Origin of the sequence: Methylohalomonas lacus, assembly GCF_024808875.1 — a bacterium.
Taxonomy (GTDB): domain Bacteria; phylum Pseudomonadota; class Gammaproteobacteria; order Methylohalomonadales; family Methylohalomonadaceae; genus Methylohalomonas; species Methylohalomonas lacus.
Window position 1 is genome coordinate 1 of the sequence record NZ_JANUCT010000017.1, and the last position, 17,382, is coordinate 17,382.

Below are 17,382 nucleotides of genomic sequence, written 5' to 3' on the forward strand. Positions count from 1 at the left end.
GGACCGGGTCGAGCCCGTCGGCTTCAACCCGTTCGCATCAAAAGTGTTACCCATGTCCTCGGAATAAAGTGTTACCGATGTGTCCGGTAAGCACCTATGGAGAAATGGTGGGTCGTGTAGGATTCGAACCTACGACCAATGGATTAAAAGTCCACTGCTCTACCGACTGAGCTAACGACCCGTTTTTCTGTCGGCAGCGGACGTCCTGTCCGCTGCCTGATACACTCAGCCCGAAGTGAATTCGGGCTTCGCTTCGCAAAGGCTGAGAGCCTTTGCGCCGTGCCTCCTGCACGGGTGAGCTTTGCGCTACACGAGCTGCTCCGGACGGGCGTCCGGACAAGGCGGGGAAGTTTACCCAACTCGAGCGCCGACGAAAACCCGGATTTGCCGCCTGATCGGTATTTTTGGCGGTTTGCCGGTATTTTTGCCGCCGGCGGGCTTGAAATTCCTCTTGTTGCACCGCATATTCCCTGCATTCTTAAGTATTTATGGGGACTCTACTGTGCCAATTTACGAATATCGTTGTTCCGACTGCGGCCATGAGCTTGAGGCGCTGCAGAAAATCAGCGATCCGAAACTCACCACCTGCCCGCAATGCGGTGCTGAGGCGCTGAGCAAGCTGGTTTCGGCCTCGGCCTTTGTGCTCAAGGGTACGGGCTGGTACGCGACCGATTTCCGCGACAAGGACAAGGGCAGCAACGCCAAGAGCAAGTCCGCCGGCGAGTCCGGCGACGGCGCCAAGGCGGATGCCGGCGAGTCGAAGTCCGAAAACAAGGCCGACAAGTCGGGCGACAGTAAGCCGGAAAGCAAGACCGATAACAAGAAGTCCGAATCCAGTGACAGCGGCAAGGCCGACAGCAAACCCGCCAAGAAAGCCGCGGCCGAATAGCCCCGGTCCATGTTGTCACTGCGCAAGTATCTGATCGCCGGATTGCTGGTCTGGCTGCCGATCGCCGCCACGGTGTTCATCATCCGGCTGTTTTTGACACTGCTCGACAACATGCTCCTGCTGTTGCCCGCCGCCTGGCGGCCGGAGGCGGTGCTCGGCTTCGAGATCCCCGGCTTCGGCCTGGTGATGGCGGTCGCCATTCTGCTGCTGACCGGGGTGTTCGCCGCCAACCTGTTCGGCCGCAAGCTGGTCGACTTCTGGGAGGGGCTGGTCAACCGCATCCCGCTGGTGCGCAGCATCTACGTCAGCGTTAAGCAGGTCACCGAAACGCTGCTGGCCGACGGCAACCAGTCATTCCGCAAGGCGGTGGCGGTGGAATACCCGCGCAAGGGCATACTCAGTCTCGGTTTCATGACCGGCCGCGCGCTGCGCACGGTCAACCGCCAGACGAAGCAACCGCTGGTGTCGGTGTTCATTCCGACGACCCCGAACCCGACCTCTGGTTTCATCATCATGGTGCCGGAAGAAGAGGTGCACGACCTCGACATCAGTGTCGAGGAGGCCTTCAAGTACATCATTTCGCTCGGCGTCATCAGTTCCGAGGACAATGGCGAGGCGGCCGCGCCGCCGCCCGACAGCGTTGCCGGCGCAGACAAACTTGCCAGATAACCAGTCGCCTCGTAACATTCCGCGCTTTACCCACGCTCCTCGCGCCCGGACCGGGTTCCGGCCGGCGCCCCTGACGACGAACTGAAAGACATGCGCACACACTATTGCGGCGAACTGAACGCCGGACACATCGACCAGGAAGTCACGCTTTGCGGCTGGGTCCAGCGCCGGCGCGACCACGGCGGCGTCATCTTCATCGATCTCCGCGATCACACCGGGGTCAGCCAGGTGGTGTTCGATCCGGACCGTGAAGACTCCTTTAATGTCGCCGACAGCGTGCGCAACGAATTTGTGCTCAAAATTCATGGCCGCGTGCGTGCGCGCCCGGAAGGGACCGTCAACCCGGATCTGCCGACCGGCGAGGTCGAGGTGCTCGGCTATGACATCGAGATCCTGAACCGTGCCAAGACACCGCCGTTCCAGCTCGACGACGACCATATCCACGAAGACGTGCGCCTGAAGTACCGCTACGTCGATCTGCGTCGGCCGGAAATGCAGCGCACCCTGCGCCTGCGTGCCAGCGTGCTGAAGGCGCTGCGCAGCTACCTTGACGACCACCACTTCGCCGAAGTCGAGACACCGATCCTGACACGGGCGACACCGGAAGGCGCGCGCGACTACCTGGTACCGAGCCGCGTCCACCAGGGCGAGTTCTTCGCGCTGCCGCAGTCGCCGCAGCTGTTCAAGCAGCTGCTGATGATGGGCGGCATGGATCGCTACTACCAGATCGCGCGCTGCTTCCGCGACGAGGACCTGCGCGCCGATCGCCAGCCGGAATTCACCCAGCTCGATATCGAGACCTCGTTCATGGACGAGGACGGCATCACCGCGATCATGGAAGACATGATCCGGCAGCTGTTCAAGACTGTACTCGACGTCGACCTGCCGGACCCGTTCCCGCGCATGGCCTATGACGAGGCGATGACCGTCTACGGCAGTGACCGCCCGGACCTGCGCAACCCGCTGAAGCTCATCGAGGTCGGTGACCTGATGGCCAACGTCGAGTTCAAGGTGTTTGCCGAACCGGCAAGGAACGACGACAGCCGCATCGCCGCGCTGCGCCTGCCGAACGGCGCCGAGCTGACGCGCAAGGAAATCGATGACTACACCAGCTTCGTCGGCCGCTACGGCGCCAAGGGTCTGGCCTACATCAAGGTAACCGAGAAGGCGAAGGGCAAGGACGGCCTACAGTCGCCGATCCTCAAGTTCCTGCCGGACGACGTCGTCGAGGCCATTCTCGAACGCACCGCTGCCGCCGACGGCGACCTGGTGTTCTTCGGCGCCGACAAGACCAAGGTCGTCAACGACGCCCTCGGCGCGCTGCGCCAGAAGCTGGCCGTCGACCGCGGCCTGCTCGAAGGCGAGTGGGCGCCGTTGTGGATCATCGACTTCCCGCTGTTCGAATACGACGACAAAGAAAAGCGCTGGTACGCGGTCAACCACCCGTTCACCGCGCCGCGCAGCGACGACCCGCAGGCGATCAAGGCCGACCCGGGCGCGCAGCTCGCCCGTGCCTACGATATGGTGTTGAACGGCAACGAGATCGGCGGCGGCTCGGTGCGTATCCACAACCCGGACATGCAGTTCGCCGCGCTCGACGTGCTCGACATCGACGAGCAGGGCGCACGCGACAAGTTCGGCTTCCTGATCGACGCCCTGCAGTACGGCGCGCCGCCGCACGGCGGCATCGCCTTCGGCATCGACCGGCTGGTGACGATCATGGCGAACAAGGATTCGATCCGCGAGGTCATCGCCTTTCCGAAAACCCAGACCGCCAGCTGCCTGCTCACCGAGGCACCCAGCACCGCCGATCCGAAGCAATTGCAGGAACTCGGCGTGCGGCTGGCCAAGCCGGCGGCCAAGTCGGAATAGGCAACATGGCCTGAACCGATCGGGCCGAACGTTACAGTGAGCACATACAGCTACAGCAGCGACCAGCCACTGACAGCCGAGCAGTTCATCGAGCTGTTGCAGCGATCCGGCCTGGCCGAACGCCGCCCGGTCGATGATCGTGGCTGCGTGGCCGCCATGCTCGAACACGCAAACCTGCTCGTCACCGCCTGGGATGGCGATCGGCTGATCGGCGTGGCGCGTTCAGTCACTGACTTCAGCTACTGTTGTTACCTCTCCGATCTCGCCGTCGACCGCGACTACCAGGGCCGCGGCGTCGGTCGCGCACTCATCGACCACAGCCGCCGGCAGCTTGGCCCCAAAGCCAGGATCATCCTGCTGTCCGCACCCGCCGCCGCCGACTATTACCCGCACATCGGCTTCAGCAAACACGACGGCGCCTGGATTCTGAAAAACGACTGACGCCGGCGATCCTTGCCGATACCCACAAACGTAAACCATGTACCCGGTTTATTCTGTAACCCATGTCCCCGGTTTGCACCCTTCTTTCCCTCCCCCTCGACGGGGGAGGGTCAGGGTGGGGGTGATTGAATTATCGAGGCTGTTTAACTCACCCCCATCCGTACCTTCCCCCATCAAGGGGGAAGGAACAAAAGATACGCTCCCTCAATCCCTCCAAGCATTTGCGTTAATTCGCGTTCATTTGCGGTTTTTTTCAGAATGCCCAGCCAGCAGACATAAAGACAGCAGTAAGCACTAACTTTTTAAACCGCGCCCACGCAACTTAAACAAATTCCAATTGCCTAAGTGTTCAGAAAACACTAAGCTTTAGTGTAGAGGTAACACTTAGCTGCCATGTACACCTACGAACATCCGCATCCGGCCGTGACCACCGACGTGGTGGTGTTCACCATCCGTGACGAGCGCCTGCAGGTGCTGCTGGTCAAGCGACGCAATCCGCCGTTCACCGGCTGCTGGGCACTGCCGGGCGGTTTCGTGAATATCGATGAGGACATCGAGGCTTGCGCGCTGCGCGAGTTGCAGGAGGAGACCGGCGTCAGTGGCGTGTTCCTGGAGCAGCTGTACACTTTTGGCGCGCCGGATCGCGATCCGCGCGAGCGGGTGATCACGGTCACCTACTATGCCCTGGTACCGCATGATCATATACGCATCGAGGCCGCCAGCGACGCCAGCGCGGCAACCTGGTTCGACTGCACGGATCTGCCGGCGCTGGCATTCGATCATGACCAGGTGATCGCCACGGCGCTGAAGCGCCTGCGCGCGAAACTGCAGTACTCGACGGTGGCGTTCCAGTTTCTGCCGGACAAGTTCACGCTCAGCGAACTGCAGCGGGTCTACGAGATCATTCTCGATCAGACCCTGGACAAGCGTAACTTCCGTCGCCGCATGCTGAGCTACGGCCTGCTGGCGGCAACCGAGGAAAAGGTCCGCAACGGCAATCACCGGCCGGCGCGGCTGTACCGGCCGCAGACACCGGGCCGGGTTGAATTCATCAAGTGAGGAGCCACCTTGAGTGGAGAGAACCATGACCAGTGCAACACAGACAATCGAACTCAAGGACTGGCGCCTGTCGCCGGAACAGATCCCGCCGACCGTCGAACCGCAGTTTGACGCCGACGAGCGCGACACGCTGCGCGAACGCATCAAGCAACAGCTCAAGGCACAGGACGCGGTCATGGTGGCGCACTACTACACCGATCCGGATCTGCAGCAATTGGCCGACGAGACCGGCGGTCATGTGTCCGACTCGCTGGACATGGCACGCTTCGGTCACGACGCCAGCGAACAGACGCTGGTGGTCTGCGGCGTGCGCTTCATGGGTGAAACCGCCAAGATCCTGAACCCGGAAAAGCGCGTGCTGATGCCGGATCTGGAAGCCAACTGTTCGCTGGACATCGGCTGTCCGCCGGACGAGTTCGCGGCGTTCTGCGATGCGCACCCGGACCGCACCGTGGTCGTCTACGCCAATACCAGCGCCGCGGTGAAGGCACGCGCCGACTGGATGGTCACCTCCGGCAGCGCCATCGACGTCGTCCGTCACCTGCAGGCGCGCGGCGAGAAGATCATCTGGGCGCCGGACAAGTACCTGGGCGAGTACGTGCAGAAAGAAACCGGCGCCGACATGCTGCTGTGGCAGGGTTCATGCGTCGTGCACGAGGAGTTCAAGGGTATCGAGCTGGCCGATCTCAAGCGCCAGCATCCCGAAGCGCGGGTGCTGGTCCACCCGGAGTCGCCCGCCAGCGTAGTCGAACAAGCCGACGTGGTCGGTTCAACCTCGGCACTTATCAAGGCGGTGCACGAGATCGACGCACCGGAATTCATCGTCGCCACCGATCGCGGCATCTTCCATAGAATGCAGCAGGCGGCACCGGGCAAGCGCCTCATCGAGGCACCCACCGCCGGCAAGAGCGCAACCTGCAAGAGCTGCGCGCACTGCCCATGGATGGCGATGAACAGTCTCGACAAGCTGGCTCATGTCCTCGAGACCGGTGCCGGCGAGATCTACGTCACCCCGGACATCATCGAGCGCGCCCGCCGGCCGATCGAACGACTGCTCGAGTTCACCGCCGCGCGCAACCAGCAGGTACTGGGCAACAACGACGCCTGACGGGGTGCCCGGGCGGCCCGCGCCCGACTGAACGGGCACGGAAAAATGCGCCGGAACTGCTATCTTTAGGGAGACAGGCAGTCAAAACGCGCCCCACGCGCTGGAGAACCCTCATGAGAAGACTTTACTTTCTCACCGGGTCCATCGACAGCGCCCGCCGGATTACCGACGAGCTGCTGCTCGAGCGGATACCTGAAACGCATATCCATATCGTCACACACACCGACGAGTTGCCCGAGGACCTGCCGGAAGCCACCAGTAACGAGCTGTCCGACTTTTTCCCCGGCCTGTTCAAGGGCCTGGGACTCGGCGCCCTGGCCGGTCTCGTCGCCGCCCTGGCACTGGCTTTTATCCCCTGGTTCGGGCTCGGCCCGGCGATGCTGATCAATACACCGTTGTTGCTTGCCATCGTCGCGTTCGGTGCGTTGCTGGGCGCATTCGCCGGCGCCATTACCGGTATCTCGGTGCCCAACCACGCCCTCGATCGTTTCGACCCTGAACTGGATAACGGCCGCATACTGGTGATCGTCGACGTGCACCGCGACCAGGCCGACGAAATTCGCCGCCGGGTGACCAAAGTGGTACCGGACACCCGTTACTGCGGTGTGGAACCGCTGAAACCGGCGTTTCCCTGAGCCGTTCGTCGGCCGGGTTGCAGCGGCCCCGCGCGGACGATCGGCCACGCGGGGCCGCGGGGCTTACTTGTCGAGCGTGAAGCCGACCTTGATGACAACCTGCCAGTGATCGATGGCGTTGTTCTCGATGTGGCCGCGCGTCTCGGTAACTTCAAACCAGCGCATGTTGCGCACCGTCTTGGCGGCAGTTGCGAGTGCGTTCTCTACTGCCGGTTCGATACCTTTTGCCGATGAACCGGTCAGTTCGATGGTTTTATAGACATGTTCGCTCATCCTCTTCTCCTTATGTTTTATATTTTAATGCCTTCAGGTTCAGCGTAGCAGGCCAGCGTCATCACCGTCAGCAAAACATGCCACCGGTCTGCGTTCAGGAACACGCTGACGATCTTTATTGTCGGCTTTTATTAAGAGAAATAAATTTATTGCCAATAGCTATTCTGCCTGGCCGCGGAATGGTTATTCATTAACCCGGGAGGTGTGCAATGCAGAGACTGTATTTTCTCACCGACTCCAACGACAGCGCTCGCAAGCTCACCGATCGGCTGTTGCTGGAGCGCATTGAAGAAGATCACATCCACATCCTGGCCAACGCCGACGACCTGCCCGATGACCTGCCCGAGGCGACGCCGGACGAGAACTCCGATTTCTGGCCGGCGCTGGGCAAGGGTTTCGGCATCGGCGCCGTGACCGGTTTGCTGTTCGCCATATTGCTGGCGCTGTCATCACTGCTGCCGGGCGGCATCGCCGATCAGGCGCCGGTCATTGCCCTGATCACGATCTTCGGCAGCGTGGTCGGTGCGTTCGGCGCGGCGATCGTCGGTATTTCGGTACCAAGCACGTTGCTGGAACGCTTCCGCCAGGAGCTGGCGCGCGGCCGACTGGTGGTCATGATCGACGTACCCGCCGAAAAGGTGCAGGACGTTTACAACGCGATCCGCCAGAACGTGCCGCGCACGCAGTATTGCGGCATCGAACCGTTACAGCCGGCGTTCCCGTAAACCGCTGACCGATCAGGCCTGCGGCGGTCGCTCGTGGCGGGGCGGGGCGGCTGCGGCGGCGGTCGTCTCCTCGAGGTGCTTCACTTTCTCGTACCAGAGATCGTGATGCTGGCGCGCCCATTCGCTACTGACCCGGCCGCTGGTCATGCCGCAGATGGCACCCTCGGTACCGAGCGTACCGATGTAGATGTGACCGAAGGCGACGCTGATCCAGAGGATCGCCAGCGCACCGTGGATCATGTTGGCCAGCTGCATGGTGTCGCGCCACTGGCCGAAGTTGGGAAAGTCGAGCACAAAACCGGAGGCGACCACCGCCACGCCGACCGAGCAGATGATCCAGAACCAGGCCTTCTCGCCGCCGTTCATGCGGCCGGCGTGCGGGTGCGTCTCACCGACCATGCCGCCGCTTTGCTTGAACCATTCCCAGTCGGTGCGGTTGGGGATGTTGTCCTTGATCCACAACACGATCATCAACGCGATGCCGATCGAGAAGAACGGTCCAACGTAGTTGTGCGTATACATCGCCAGCTCGGCATAGCCGGAGAACCAGTGCGGCCCGAGCAGCGGGATCAACACGGCACGGCCGAACAGCAGGCTCAGACCGGTAATGGCGAGAATGATGAACAGGATCGCCGTGTACCAGTGCAGTACACGTTCGCCCAGCGCCCAGCGCGGCACCGTGCGACCGGACTCGGTTTCATTGATGCGGATACGGCCGCGCCAGATGTAGAACGCCGCGATCGCACCGAGCATCAGCGCCATGATCCAGGGACCGAAATTGGCGATCCAGCCGTTGCGGATCTGGCGCCAGTTCTGACCGCCGTTCTGAATGAGAATACCGCGCTCCTGCCCCTTGACGGCGCTGTAGCCCTGCGTGCCTTCACGCACCTCGCGCCAGTAGTTGGAACGCGGGTTGGTGTCGGTCACCGGCTGGGCGAAGGTCTCCGGCATCAGCTGCGTCACGGACCAGTAGGCCATCGGCAGGAGCATGGCGCTGAGCAGCATGACCAGCAACGAGCCGCTGATTATGCGCCGCAGGCGCCTTTTGCGATTGGGATCTGTCGTCTTCATCGTCATCCCTCTAGCGATCCGTCTGGCCGCGCTCGGCGCGGTCGATCAGCTGGCGCTGTGTTTCCGGCGAGCGATTGCGCTCGTCGGCAAGCTGCTCCGGACCGCTGACCCAGGGGTCACCGATCCAGTCGCAGCCGGCCAGCGTGAGCAGTAAAGCACACGACAGGGCGACGGCCTTCATCGATCCGTCTGCCCGCGCGCCAGGCGCTGTTGCAACTGTTCCTGATGCTCGGGATCCGCTGCCTTTTCCAGGAACGGATCGTCCGGACCCTTGTATTCACCCGGTTCGTGCAGGGTTACGTCCGGCGATTCGTAGCAGCCGCCGAGCAACAGGGTGACCGTCAGTACGGCACCCGCTCTTCGGATCAGCTGCGCCATTACGACTCACCCTCCTTGTAGGCGGTCTCCCAGCCCCAGGTTTGCGGCCGGCCGCCGCGTTTCATGACGCGCTGGCGGTAGATGTCGGCGATCTCGTCGCCGTCGCCACCGAGCAGCGCCTTGGTCGCGCACATCTCGGCGCACAACGGCAGCTTGCCCTCGGCGATGCGGTTCTTGCCGTACTTCTCGAACTCCTCGGCGGAGTTGTCCTCGCCCGGACCGCCGGCACAGAAAGTGCACTTGTCCATCTTGCCGCGCACGCCGAACGCCTGCTGCTCGGGATACTGCGGCGCGCCGAACGGGCAGGCATAGAAACAGTAGCCGCAACCGATGCAGATGTCCTTGTCATGCAGAACGATGCCGTCGTCGGTGGTATAGAAGCAGTCGACCGGGCAGACCGCCGCGCACGGGGCGTCAGTACAGTGCATGCAGGCGACGGAGACCGACTTCTCGCCCTGTTCGCCGTCCTTCATGGTGACAACGTGGCGGCGGTTGATGCCCCATGGCACCTCGTGCTCGTTGTTACAGGCGACAACACAGGCGTTGCACTCGATGCAGCGTTCGGCGTCACAGAGAAACTTCATACGTGCCATTGGATACTACCTCCTAGCCCGCACGCTCGATCTGACAGAGCGTGGGTTTGACTTCCTGCATCTGGGTGACGATATCGTAACCATAGGTGGTCGCAGTATTGCAGGACTCGCCGCGCACCCAGGGCTCGGTACCCTTGGGATACTTGTCGACGAGATCGACGCCCTGGTACCAGCCACCGAAGTGAAATGGTGTCCAGACGACACCGCGGGTCACGCGCGGCGTGATCATGGCCTTGATCCTGATGCGACCGCCATTGGGCCCTTCCAGCCAGACCCACTCGTCGTCGCGGATACCGCGATCGTTGGCATCGGCCGGGTTGATCTCGACGAACATCTCCTGCTGCAGCTCGGCCAGCCAGTGATTCGAGCGCGTTTCCTCACCGCCACCCTCGTATTCAACCAGCCGGCCGCTGATGAAGATCAGCGGGTACTTCTGCGAGTAGTCGATTTGCTGGATCGAGGCATACTTGATCGGCACCCTCCAGTAGCTTTTGATGTCCTCGTAGGTCGGATATTTCTCGACCAGGTCGCGACGCGGCGAGTGCAGCGGTTCGCGGTGGACCGGCACCGGGTCGGGGAACGTCCACACCACGCAGCGTGCCTTGGCATTGCCGAACGGCGCACAGCCATGCTTGATGGCAACGCGCTGGATACCGCCGGACAGATCCGTTTTCCAGTTGCGGCCGTCGGCCTCGCGTTTTTCCAGCGGCGTCAGGTCGTCCCACCAGCCGAGCTGCTTGAGCATGTCGGCGGTGAACTCGGGATAGCCGTCCTTGATCTCGGAGTCCTTGCTGTAGACGCCGTCGGCCAGCAGGCTGTCGCCGTCGCGTTCGGTGCCGAAGCGGGCGCGGAACGTCAGGCCGCCCTCGGCCACGGACTTCGACGTGTCGTACAGGATCGGCGTGCCCGGGTGGCCCATCTCCGGCGTCCCCCAGCACGGCCACGGCAGGCCATAGTATTCGCCATCGCAGGGACCGCCCTCGGCCTTCAATGTGGTGGTATTGAATGTGTGCCGGTTTTCGGCGTGCAGCTTGAGCCGCTCCGGGCTCTGACCGGTATAGCCGATGGTCCAGCTGCCGCGGTTGATCTCGCGCAGCGTGTCCTCGATGCTCGGCTCATCGTCGACCACCTTGATGTGCTTGAACATCTCCTTGTCGAAACCGAGCTTGCGCGCCAGCCGGTATAGCACGACGTGATCCGGCAGGGTCTCGAAGATCGGGTCGATGACCTTGAAGCGCCACTGCAGCGAGCGGTTCGACGCCGTCACCGAACCGTAGGTCTCGAACTGACTCGCCGCCGGCAGCAGGTAGACACCGTCGGTGCGATCCGACACGACCGCCGCGTGGGTCGGGTAGGGATCGTTGATCACCAGCATCTCCAGCTTCTCCAGCGCCTCCTTCAGCTCCGGTCCGCGCGTCAGGCTGTTCATGGCGTGGCCCTGGAAGAAGGCGACGCGGAAATTGTCCTTCTGCGACAGGTCGGCCGGGTCGGCAAGCACGCCGTCGATCCAGCGCGACACCGGAATGCCGGGCAGATTGCGCGCCGGCTGCATGTCGCCGGTATCACTCAGATAGGATTCGGCGTCGAAACGGCCCTTGAGCCAGTCGGGGTCGACATCCCAGACCCGCGCCCAGTGGCTCCAGGCGTCGTCGGTCAGCCCGTAATAGCCGGGCAGCGAATGGCTGTTCGGACCGACGTCGGTGGCACCCTGGACGTTGTCGTGGCCGCGGAAGATGTCGGCACCGCCGCCGGCCTTGCCGATGTTGCCCAGCGCCAGCTGCACGATGCAGTAGGCGCGCGTGAAGTTGTTGCCGATGTGATGCTGGGTACCGCCCATGCACCAGACCAGCGAGCCCGGCCGGTTCTTCGCCATGGTCTCGGCAACCTCGCGCACGTCGGCCTCGGCGACGCCGGTGACGCGCTCGACCTCGTCCGGGGTCCAGCTGGCGACTTCCTTGCGGATCTCGTCCATGCCCCAGACACGCTGGCGGATGTATTCTTCATCTTCCCAGCCATTCTCGAAGATGTGCCAGAGCATGCCCCACATGAAGGCGACGTCAGTGCCGGGACGTAGCGACACGTACTTGTCGGCATGCGCGGCGGTGCGCGTGAAGCGCGGGTCGACGACGATCATCTTGGCGCCGTTTTCCTTGCCGCGCAGGATGTGCTGCATGGCGATCGGGTGCGCCTCGGCCGGGTTCGAACCGATGAACAGCATCGACTTGGCCACATGCATGTCGTTGAACGAGCTGGTCATCGCGCCGTAGCCCCAGGTGTTGGCGACGCCGGCGACCGTGGTCGAGTGACAGATGCGCGCCTGGTGGTCACAGTTGTTGCTGCCCCAGAAGGCGGCGAACTTGCGCTGCAGGTAGGCCTGCTCGTTGCTGGCCTTGGACGAACCGCAGAAGAACAGCGAATCGGGACCGGATTCGGCGCGCACCTCTTGCAGTTTGTCGCCGATCTCATCGATCGCCTGTTCCCAGCTGATGCGCTTCCACTTGCCGCCGGTCAGCTTCATCGGGTACTTGAGGCGCTTCTCGCCATGGCCGTGGTCGCGTACCGAGGCACCCTTGGCACAGTGCGCGCCGAGGTTGATGGGCGAGTCGAAATCCGGTTCCTGGCCGGTCCAGACGCCGTTCTGCACTTCCGCGAGCACGCCGCAACCGACCGAACAGTGGGTACAGACGCTCTTGCGGATCTCGGTATCGACGCCGGGCTTCGGTGGATTGACCTTGTCCTGCGCCTGGGCGCGCTGAACCATGGTCAGCGGCAGGCTGCCGGCAAGTACGCCGCCGCCGACCGCCAGGCCGGAGCGCTGCAGGAAGGTACGGCGGTCGACCACACCGCCCGGACGTTCGCTTTTACGATACAGCTTCATGGGCAACCTCCGGGTTTAGAAGCGGGCCTTGTCGTAATACTTGCGCACGTGTGCGGTCTCGGCATAACCGCGCTTTTCGGCGGGCGCCGGTGTCTCGGCCGCCGGCGCGGTGTCCTTGCCGGACTGCGGCCGGAGGACAGCCGCGGCGCCGATTGCGCCGAAGACGGTGGCAACACGGCCGAAGAAACGGCGCCGGTTCGGTGTGGTCTGGTCATGCTTGCTCATGCGATTGCCCCTCACGCTTGTGACTGCGGGTCGGAATACTGTCGATTGCCAGGAATTGCTGTTCAAATTCGAGAAAGGCCAGGCCGAGCGCGGCGACGGCGCGGTAGAAGTCCGCCGTTTCCGCCTGCTGCAGATCGCTGAAGAAGCGACCCAACCAGGGCGCCAGGTGCTGGCTGACAAACGCCTGCTGCGGCTCGATCTCGGTGGTATCGGCGCACAGCAATGCCATCGCCTGGCACAGTGCGGCGGCGTGGTCCTCGGGTTCGCTGACTGCCATGCGGCGCTCGATGCCGAGGCGCTGCAGGTCGCGGCGCAGATCGGCCAGCGGCTGTTCCATCAGCAGCCCGGTCAGATACCAGGACGCGTACGGCACCAGTTCACCGCGCCCCAGACCGATAAACAGCGCGTGGTATTCGTCGTCCAGCGCTTCCGGATCGGCGCTGCGGGCGGCGGCAGACAGTCCGCGCCAGGCACGCGGCAGCGGCTCGTCAGCCGCGCTGTCGGTCTCGACCGCGGCCAGGCGTTGCAGCAGTTCCGCCGACGGCGGCCCCGCCAGCAGATGGCCGAGCAGGCCATAGACACGGCTGCGCAGTTCCTGCGGTTCCGGTGTGCTCATGATCGATCGCCCCCCTTGCCGCCGGGCTGTTCGCCACGACGCGGCCAGACACGACTTTCCCTCACTGCCTGCAGGCCGGCCTCGTCCGCCAGTGCGTCGCGCACGCGACAGTCTTCGCACATCTTCAACCGCTGGCGGGCGCGTTCGTCCTGGAACATCCAGTGGTCCGTCAACCGGCCGAGCATGGTCTCGATCATCTTCGCCGTGGCGAACGGCTTGCCGCAGCTGGTGCAGGCAAAGGCCTGTGCTTCATGCAGGCTGCGGCGGGTCCGCGCCTGCTCGTGGTCGAATACCAGCCGCGGCTTGAGGCTGACGGCATCTTCCGGGCAGGCAACGTCGCACAGGCCGCACTGCACGCAATTGGCCTCGATGAAATTCAGGACCGGCTGATCGCCGCCGGCTTCCAGGGCGTTCGCCGGACAGACGCCGACGCAGGTCATGCACAGCGTGCAGGCATCGGCGTCGACCTCGACCGCACCGAACGGCGCCCCGGCCGGCAGGGCGGTCTCGCTGACCGGCCGACCGCAGCCGCGATACAGGTGATCGATGGCCAGGTTCAACTGCTCGCGCTTGTTGGCGAGACCTATAAAACCGGCCAGCGGCCAGTCGGGCTCGTTGAGCGGCTCGGCCAGCGTTGCCTGCAGATCGTCGCTTTCATGGATCTCGACCACGGCAAGGCGGGCCGTCGGGATGCCGAGCGCAGCGAGAATAGTATGGGCGTAGTCAAGCTGGCGGTTGAGCTCCTGGCGCGTGCACTGCGGCAGCTGCGGGCCGCCGGCCAGCAGCACGCGCGCGGCGCCAAAGGCCAGCGCCGACAGCCACGCTTCCAGGCCGACCGAACCCAGGTCCTCGACAGCGTACGGCAGCAGGCCGGGGGCTGCGGCCGGTGCCCGATCCGGGCGGTCGTGCAGCAGCAGGGTCAGCGGCTGACCGTCGCTGCGGTGCTGCTGGATCGCGCCGCGCAGGTCATCGACCAGGCTGACGCGGTCCGGGTAGTTGTAGCTGACCGCGCCGGTCGGGCAGGCCGTGGCACAGGCGCCGCAACCCTGGCACAGATACGGATCGATGCTGATCGTGTCGCCCGCCGAGCTGATCGCCTCGGCGGCGCAGACGTCGAGGCAACGGCTGCAGCCGCGCTGGCCGCTGTCGCCGTGGGCGCAGATCGACGCGTCATAGAGAAAGTACTTCGGCTTTTCGAACTCGCCGAGCATCTGCGGCAATTCCGCCAGCGCCCGTTCCAGCGCGGCATTGTCGCTCGGCGCGTAGTAGCCGGGCGGCAGGACCTCGCGCCGCAGGTGCGGCTCGGTGCTGATGTCCAGCACCAGGTCGAATTCACGGCGCTCGTGGCCGAAGCGCTCGGCGACATTGCTGGCCGCGGCCTCGGCGCCGATCTGTGCGTTTACCGCGAAGGCACCCATGTAACCGCTTACTTCTGTCAGTCGACCACGCATATGCGGCGGTCGCGGTTCGGCGGTGTCACGCGGGTCGGGCTCACCGTCGGTCAGCAGGCTGCAGTTGAGCGTCGCCGCCAACCGCCGGCCGCAGGCCAGCGCCGCGTCGGCTGGCCCGACGATCAGCAGATCGCCGGCGGAGCGGTATTCGACCGCGCCGGGCGCCGACGCCATCAGCGTGTCCGGTGCCGCGCTCATGCCTGTCGCTTCGGCCCGATGCGTGCGCCGGTGTGAACCAGGCGATAGTCCTCGTCGTAGTCGTCGAGACCATCGCGGCGATTGAATTTGGGCTTGTGGAACAGTGTCCGCAGCGCCTGGCGACGCACGTCTTCGGAGACGTCGGCACACAGGAAGCGGCTGACGTCGTCATTTTCCTGGATGTCTTCGACCGCGGGACAGGCGTCGGCCGGCGTCGCCGGGTCCTGTGTGCGCCGCGACCAGCGTTTGAGTTTACTCAGCACAGCGTTTCTCCATCATAACGGACACTCTGGCGGCGTCCTGTGGATCAGCGGGCGGCGTGGCAAACCGCCATTTTCTGTAGACTCGCATGGCACCGGTCGGCCACCGGAGTGTGATCAGCGCCGCGACAATCCGTGCCGGTAATGGCTGCTGATCAGCCTGTCATCCCCGTCTTTAGCCGGTCCGGGCTTTAGCGCCCGTGGGCCAACGCGGAAGATGCGGGCTCGGCTACAGTAATTTTTTAGCTACCTTAAACTTACTCTAGGGCGTTGCGGCGTAACATGCAATGCCATGCCGTTTTTCATCGCCTACGTCATTTACCCCGCACCATTCGATCGATATAGATTGTCCAGCTTGTGTCGCAGCGATTTGCCGTCAACCGAAGGACATGATTAGCTGAACGCCATGAACGCAAGAGCGGGCGCGCGCGAGCCGGTAATACTGGTGCACGGCTTATGGATGCCGGGATTCGACATGACATTGCTGCGGCGGCGGCTGCAGACGCAGGGCTATGAAGGCCATGTATTTCGCTACGCCAGTCTGCGGCGGACACCGCGCGACAATGCTGTACGCCTGGCCGCATTCGCCGAGCGCTTCGATACACCGTTGCTGCACTTTGTCGGTCACAGCCTCGGCGGCCTGGTCATCCGCCACCTGTTCGACTACCAGCCGCAGCGGCCGGGCCGGGTGGTCACCCTGGGCACGCCGCACCGGCCCAGCCACACCGCACAGCTGATGTACCGTGCCGCGCTGCTGCCGCTGCTCGGCATGAGCATCGACCAGGGCCTCATAGGCGGCGCACCGGCGTGGACCGGCTCGCACCCGCTGGGCTCGATCGCCGGCACGCTGGGGATAGGCCTCGGCCGCCTGCTGCCGGGCCTGGCCAAGCCCAACGACGGCACGGTGGCGGCCGGCGAAACTGAGTGTCCCGGCATGACCGATCACCTGTGCCTGCCGGTGACCCATACCGGTCTGCTGTTTTCATCTACGGTCGCCGAACAGACCGCCACCTTCCTCCGGGAAGGCCGTTTCCAGCATCAAGGCGGCAATCCGCCAATAAACGCGAATAATGGCTTTGCATGCCTGTGAGTCCGGCATGGGGCAGATTACACGGTGCTGGTCGGCTCACGGCACATTAGTTTGACGCGCCGCTTTTTCGAGATACGAGATACAAGGTACGAGATACGCGTCAGGCATGCCCCATGATAAAATTCCGACTCGGAAATCAACCTGAACGGAAATCCCCAGAGTAACCAATGGCCGGACACAGTAAGTGGGCGAACATTCAGCACCGCAAGGGCAAGCAGGACGCCAAGCGCGGCAAGCTGTTTACCAAGCTGATTCGCGAGATCACAGTCGCCGCGCGCCTGGGCGGTGGCGATGCCGACACCAACCCGCGCCTGCGTGCCGCGATCGACAGCGCGCTGGGTAACAATATGCCCAAGGACACGGTGGAACGCGCGGTACGTCGCGGCAGCGGCGAAGAGGGTATCGATCCGGTCGAGGAAGTCCGCTACGAGGGCTACGGGCCGGGTGGCGTCGCCGTCATGGTCGACTGCATGACCGATAACCGCAATCGCACCGTCGCCGACGTGCGTCATGCCTTCAACAAGTGCGGCGGCAATCTCGGTACCGACGGTTCGGTCGCCTACCTGTTCAGCAAGATCGGCGTGATCAACTTCGCCGCCGGCGTTGACGAGGACCGGCTCATGGAAGCGGCCATGGAGGCCGGTGCCGAGGATATCGTCAGCAACGACGACGGCTCCCTGGAAGTGTTGACGCGGCCGGACGAGTGGCTCGACATCAAGAACCGCCTGGTGGACGCCGGCCTGGAGCCGGAATCAGCCGAGGTCACCATGCGCGCGGCAACCGACGTCCGCGTCGAGCGGGATGACGCCGAAAAGATTCTGCGGCTGTTCGACATGCTTGACGACCTGGATGACACGCAGAACGTCTATTCCAACGCCGATCTGCCCGACGAGGTTCTGGCCGAGCAGGCCTGAACCCGTCATGCCTATACGCTTCGAGAATCCGGCAATA

Annotated in this window: 20 protein-coding genes and 1 tRNA gene; 10 read left to right on the forward strand and 11 right to left on the reverse strand. The window is 63.5% G+C overall.

The genetic code is table 11. The features are described from left to right. Positions 1 to 105 precede the first annotated feature (105 nt). Positions 106 to 181 (reverse strand) — tRNA-Lys (locus J2T55_RS10860). A 321-nt stretch (positions 182 to 502) separates the two neighbouring features. Here J2T55_RS10860 and J2T55_RS10865 point away from each other — a divergent pair. From J2T55_RS10865 to J2T55_RS10895, 7 genes are all read left to right on the forward strand, one after another. Beyond that, positions 503 to 889, forward strand: a complete 387-nt coding sequence (locus J2T55_RS10865; RefSeq protein WP_259056550.1) for an FmdB family zinc ribbon protein — start codon at positions 503 to 505, stop codon at positions 887 to 889. Between the two features lie 9 nt (positions 890 to 898). Continuing rightward, on the forward strand, positions 899 to 1,558 hold the full coding sequence (locus J2T55_RS10870; protein ID WP_259056552.1) for a DUF502 domain-containing protein: 660 nt from the start codon (positions 899 to 901) through the stop codon (positions 1,556 to 1,558). 90 nt (positions 1,559 to 1,648) lie between these two features. Continuing rightward, positions 1,649 to 3,430, forward strand: coding sequence for an aspartate--tRNA ligase (gene aspS, locus J2T55_RS10875; protein ID WP_259056553.1), 1,782 nt, complete (start codon positions 1,649 to 1,651; stop codon positions 3,428 to 3,430). 36 nt (positions 3,431 to 3,466) lie between these two features. Further along, positions 3,467 to 3,871 (forward strand): GNAT family N-acetyltransferase, encoded by a 405-nt coding sequence (locus J2T55_RS10880; RefSeq protein ID WP_259056555.1) that lies wholly within the window; start codon positions 3,467 to 3,469, stop codon positions 3,869 to 3,871. Positions 3,872 to 4,264: 393 nt separating this feature from the next. Next, positions 4,265 to 4,930 (forward strand): NUDIX hydrolase, encoded by a 666-nt coding sequence (locus tag J2T55_RS10885; RefSeq protein ID WP_259056558.1) that lies wholly within the window; start codon positions 4,265 to 4,267, stop codon positions 4,928 to 4,930. A gap of 25 nt (positions 4,931 to 4,955) precedes the next feature. Continuing rightward, a complete protein-coding gene (gene nadA / locus J2T55_RS10890) occupies positions 4,956 to 6,038 on the forward strand; it encodes a quinolinate synthase NadA (protein WP_259056560.1) in 1,083 nt (360 codons plus the stop codon). Between the two features lie 113 nt (positions 6,039 to 6,151). After that, positions 6,152 to 6,673, forward strand: coding sequence for a DUF1269 domain-containing protein (locus J2T55_RS10895; protein WP_259056561.1), 522 nt, complete (start codon positions 6,152 to 6,154; stop codon positions 6,671 to 6,673). Positions 6,674 to 6,736: 63 nt separating this feature from the next. Here J2T55_RS10895 and J2T55_RS10900 read toward each other — a convergent pair whose 3' ends face one another. Then, positions 6,737 to 6,946, reverse strand: a complete 210-nt coding sequence (locus J2T55_RS10900) for a dodecin (protein ID WP_259056563.1) — start codon at positions 6,944 to 6,946, stop codon at positions 6,737 to 6,739. Positions 6,947 to 7,155: 209 nt separating this feature from the next. Between J2T55_RS10900 and J2T55_RS10905 the strand changes: the two genes are divergently transcribed. Then, entirely contained in the window at positions 7,156 to 7,671 is a 516-nt protein-coding gene (locus J2T55_RS10905; RefSeq protein ID WP_259056565.1) for a hypothetical protein, read from the forward strand. 12 nt (positions 7,672 to 7,683) lie between these two features. On the opposite strand, the gene J2T55_RS10910 is transcribed toward J2T55_RS10905, so the two are convergent. The 9 genes from J2T55_RS10910 to J2T55_RS10950 are packed head-to-tail and all read right to left on the reverse strand — an operon-like array spanning position 7,684 to position 15,344. Continuing rightward, the gene (locus J2T55_RS10910) at positions 7,684 to 8,742 is read right to left on the reverse strand and encodes a formate dehydrogenase subunit gamma (RefSeq protein ID WP_259056567.1); all 1,059 of its coding nucleotides are present in this window, start codon (positions 8,740 to 8,742) and stop codon (positions 7,684 to 7,686) included. Between the two features lie 10 nt (positions 8,743 to 8,752). Further along, positions 8,753 to 8,923: a hypothetical protein gene (locus J2T55_RS10915; RefSeq protein WP_259056569.1), complete on the reverse strand. Its 171-nt coding sequence runs from the start codon at positions 8,921 to 8,923 to the stop codon at positions 8,753 to 8,755. Beyond that, positions 8,920 to 9,120 (reverse strand): hypothetical protein, encoded by a 201-nt coding sequence (locus J2T55_RS10920; RefSeq protein WP_259056570.1) that lies wholly within the window; start codon positions 9,118 to 9,120, stop codon positions 8,920 to 8,922. The genes J2T55_RS10915 and J2T55_RS10920 overlap by 4 nt, the downstream gene beginning before the upstream one ends. After that, positions 9,120 to 9,713 carry a formate dehydrogenase FDH3 subunit beta gene (gene fdh3B, locus J2T55_RS10925; RefSeq protein ID WP_259056572.1) on the reverse strand — a complete coding sequence of 198 codons (594 nt, stop codon included), beginning with the start codon at positions 9,711 to 9,713 and terminating at the stop codon, positions 9,120 to 9,122. Before fdh3B ends, J2T55_RS10920 begins: the two co-directional genes overlap by 1 nt. 13 nt (positions 9,714 to 9,726) lie before the next feature. Next, positions 9,727 to 12,591, reverse strand: coding sequence for a formate dehydrogenase subunit alpha (locus J2T55_RS10930; protein WP_259056574.1), 2,865 nt, complete (start codon positions 12,589 to 12,591; stop codon positions 9,727 to 9,729). Positions 12,592 to 12,606: 15 nt separating this feature from the next. Further along, complete coding sequence (locus J2T55_RS10935) at positions 12,607 to 12,816, reverse strand: formate dehydrogenase (protein ID WP_259056584.1); 210 nt, start codon at positions 12,814 to 12,816, stop codon at positions 12,607 to 12,609. Next, the gene (locus J2T55_RS10940; RefSeq protein WP_259056593.1) at positions 12,803 to 13,432 is read right to left on the reverse strand and encodes a TorD/DmsD family molecular chaperone; all 630 of its coding nucleotides are present in this window, start codon (positions 13,430 to 13,432) and stop codon (positions 12,803 to 12,805) included. Before J2T55_RS10940 ends, J2T55_RS10935 begins: the two co-directional genes overlap by 14 nt. Then, on the reverse strand, positions 13,429 to 15,081 hold the full coding sequence (locus J2T55_RS10945) for a 4Fe-4S binding protein (protein ID WP_259056604.1): 1,653 nt from the start codon (positions 15,079 to 15,081) through the stop codon (positions 13,429 to 13,431). Before J2T55_RS10945 ends, J2T55_RS10940 begins: the two co-directional genes overlap by 4 nt. Then, entirely contained in the window at positions 15,078 to 15,344 is a 267-nt protein-coding gene (locus tag J2T55_RS10950) for a DUF3306 domain-containing protein (protein WP_259056605.1), read from the reverse strand. Before J2T55_RS10950 ends, J2T55_RS10945 begins: the two co-directional genes overlap by 4 nt. 403 nt (positions 15,345 to 15,747) lie before the next feature. Between J2T55_RS10950 and J2T55_RS10955 the strand changes: the two genes are divergently transcribed. After that, a complete protein-coding gene (locus tag J2T55_RS10955) occupies positions 15,748 to 16,431 on the forward strand; it encodes an esterase/lipase family protein (protein WP_259056606.1) in 684 nt (227 codons plus the stop codon). A gap of 167 nt (positions 16,432 to 16,598) precedes the next feature. After that, complete coding sequence (locus J2T55_RS10960; RefSeq protein ID WP_259056613.1) at positions 16,599 to 17,345, forward strand: YebC/PmpR family DNA-binding transcriptional regulator; 747 nt, start codon at positions 16,599 to 16,601, stop codon at positions 17,343 to 17,345. Positions 17,346 to 17,382: the final 37 nt, after the last annotated feature.

What these genes read in the sequence shown, in the direction of transcription:
- J2T55_RS10915 (WP_259056569.1), bottom strand. Translation starts at nt 8,923, where the DNA reads ATGAAGGCCGTCGCCCTGTCGTGTGCTTTACTGCTCACGCTGGCCGGC.
- J2T55_RS10935 (WP_259056584.1), bottom strand. Translation starts at nt 12,816, where the DNA reads ATGAGCAAGCATGACCAGACCACACCGAACCGGCGCCGTTTCTTCGGC.
- J2T55_RS10910 (WP_259056567.1), bottom strand. Translation starts at nt 8,742, where the DNA reads ATGAAGACGACAGATCCCAATCGCAAAAGGCGCCTGCGGCGCATAATC.
- nadA (WP_259056560.1), top strand. Translation starts at nt 4,956, where the DNA reads ATGACCAGTGCAACACAGACAATCGAACTCAAGGACTGGCGCCTGTCG.
- J2T55_RS10920 (WP_259056570.1), bottom strand. Translation starts at nt 9,120, where the DNA reads ATGGCGCAGCTGATCCGAAGAGCGGGTGCCGTACTGACGGTCACCCTG.
- J2T55_RS10900 (WP_259056563.1), bottom strand. Translation starts at nt 6,946, where the DNA reads ATGAGCGAACATGTCTATAAAACCATCGAACTGACCGGTTCATCGGCA.
- J2T55_RS10905 (WP_259056565.1), top strand. Translation starts at nt 7,156, where the DNA reads ATGCAGAGACTGTATTTTCTCACCGACTCCAACGACAGCGCTCGCAAG.
- J2T55_RS10960 (WP_259056613.1), top strand. Translation starts at nt 16,599, where the DNA reads ATGGCCGGACACAGTAAGTGGGCGAACATTCAGCACCGCAAGGGCAAG.
- J2T55_RS10870 (WP_259056552.1), top strand. Translation starts at nt 899, where the DNA reads ATGTTGTCACTGCGCAAGTATCTGATCGCCGGATTGCTGGTCTGGCTG.
- J2T55_RS10895 (WP_259056561.1), top strand. Translation starts at nt 6,152, where the DNA reads ATGAGAAGACTTTACTTTCTCACCGGGTCCATCGACAGCGCCCGCCGG.
- fdh3B (WP_259056572.1), bottom strand. Translation starts at nt 9,713, where the DNA reads ATGGCACGTATGAAGTTTCTCTGTGACGCCGAACGCTGCATCGAGTGC.
- J2T55_RS10940 (WP_259056593.1), bottom strand. Translation starts at nt 13,432, where the DNA reads ATGAGCACACCGGAACCGCAGGAACTGCGCAGCCGTGTCTATGGCCTG.
- J2T55_RS10955 (WP_259056606.1), top strand. Translation starts at nt 15,748, where the DNA reads ATGAACGCAAGAGCGGGCGCGCGCGAGCCGGTAATACTGGTGCACGGC.
- aspS (WP_259056553.1), top strand. Translation starts at nt 1,649, where the DNA reads ATGCGCACACACTATTGCGGCGAACTGAACGCCGGACACATCGACCAG.
- J2T55_RS10930 (WP_259056574.1), bottom strand. Translation starts at nt 12,591, where the DNA reads ATGAAGCTGTATCGTAAAAGCGAACGTCCGGGCGGTGTGGTCGACCGC.
- J2T55_RS10945 (WP_259056604.1), bottom strand. Translation starts at nt 15,081, where the DNA reads ATGAGCGCGGCACCGGACACGCTGATGGCGTCGGCGCCCGGCGCGGTC.
- J2T55_RS10885 (WP_259056558.1), top strand. Translation starts at nt 4,265, where the DNA reads ATGTACACCTACGAACATCCGCATCCGGCCGTGACCACCGACGTGGTG.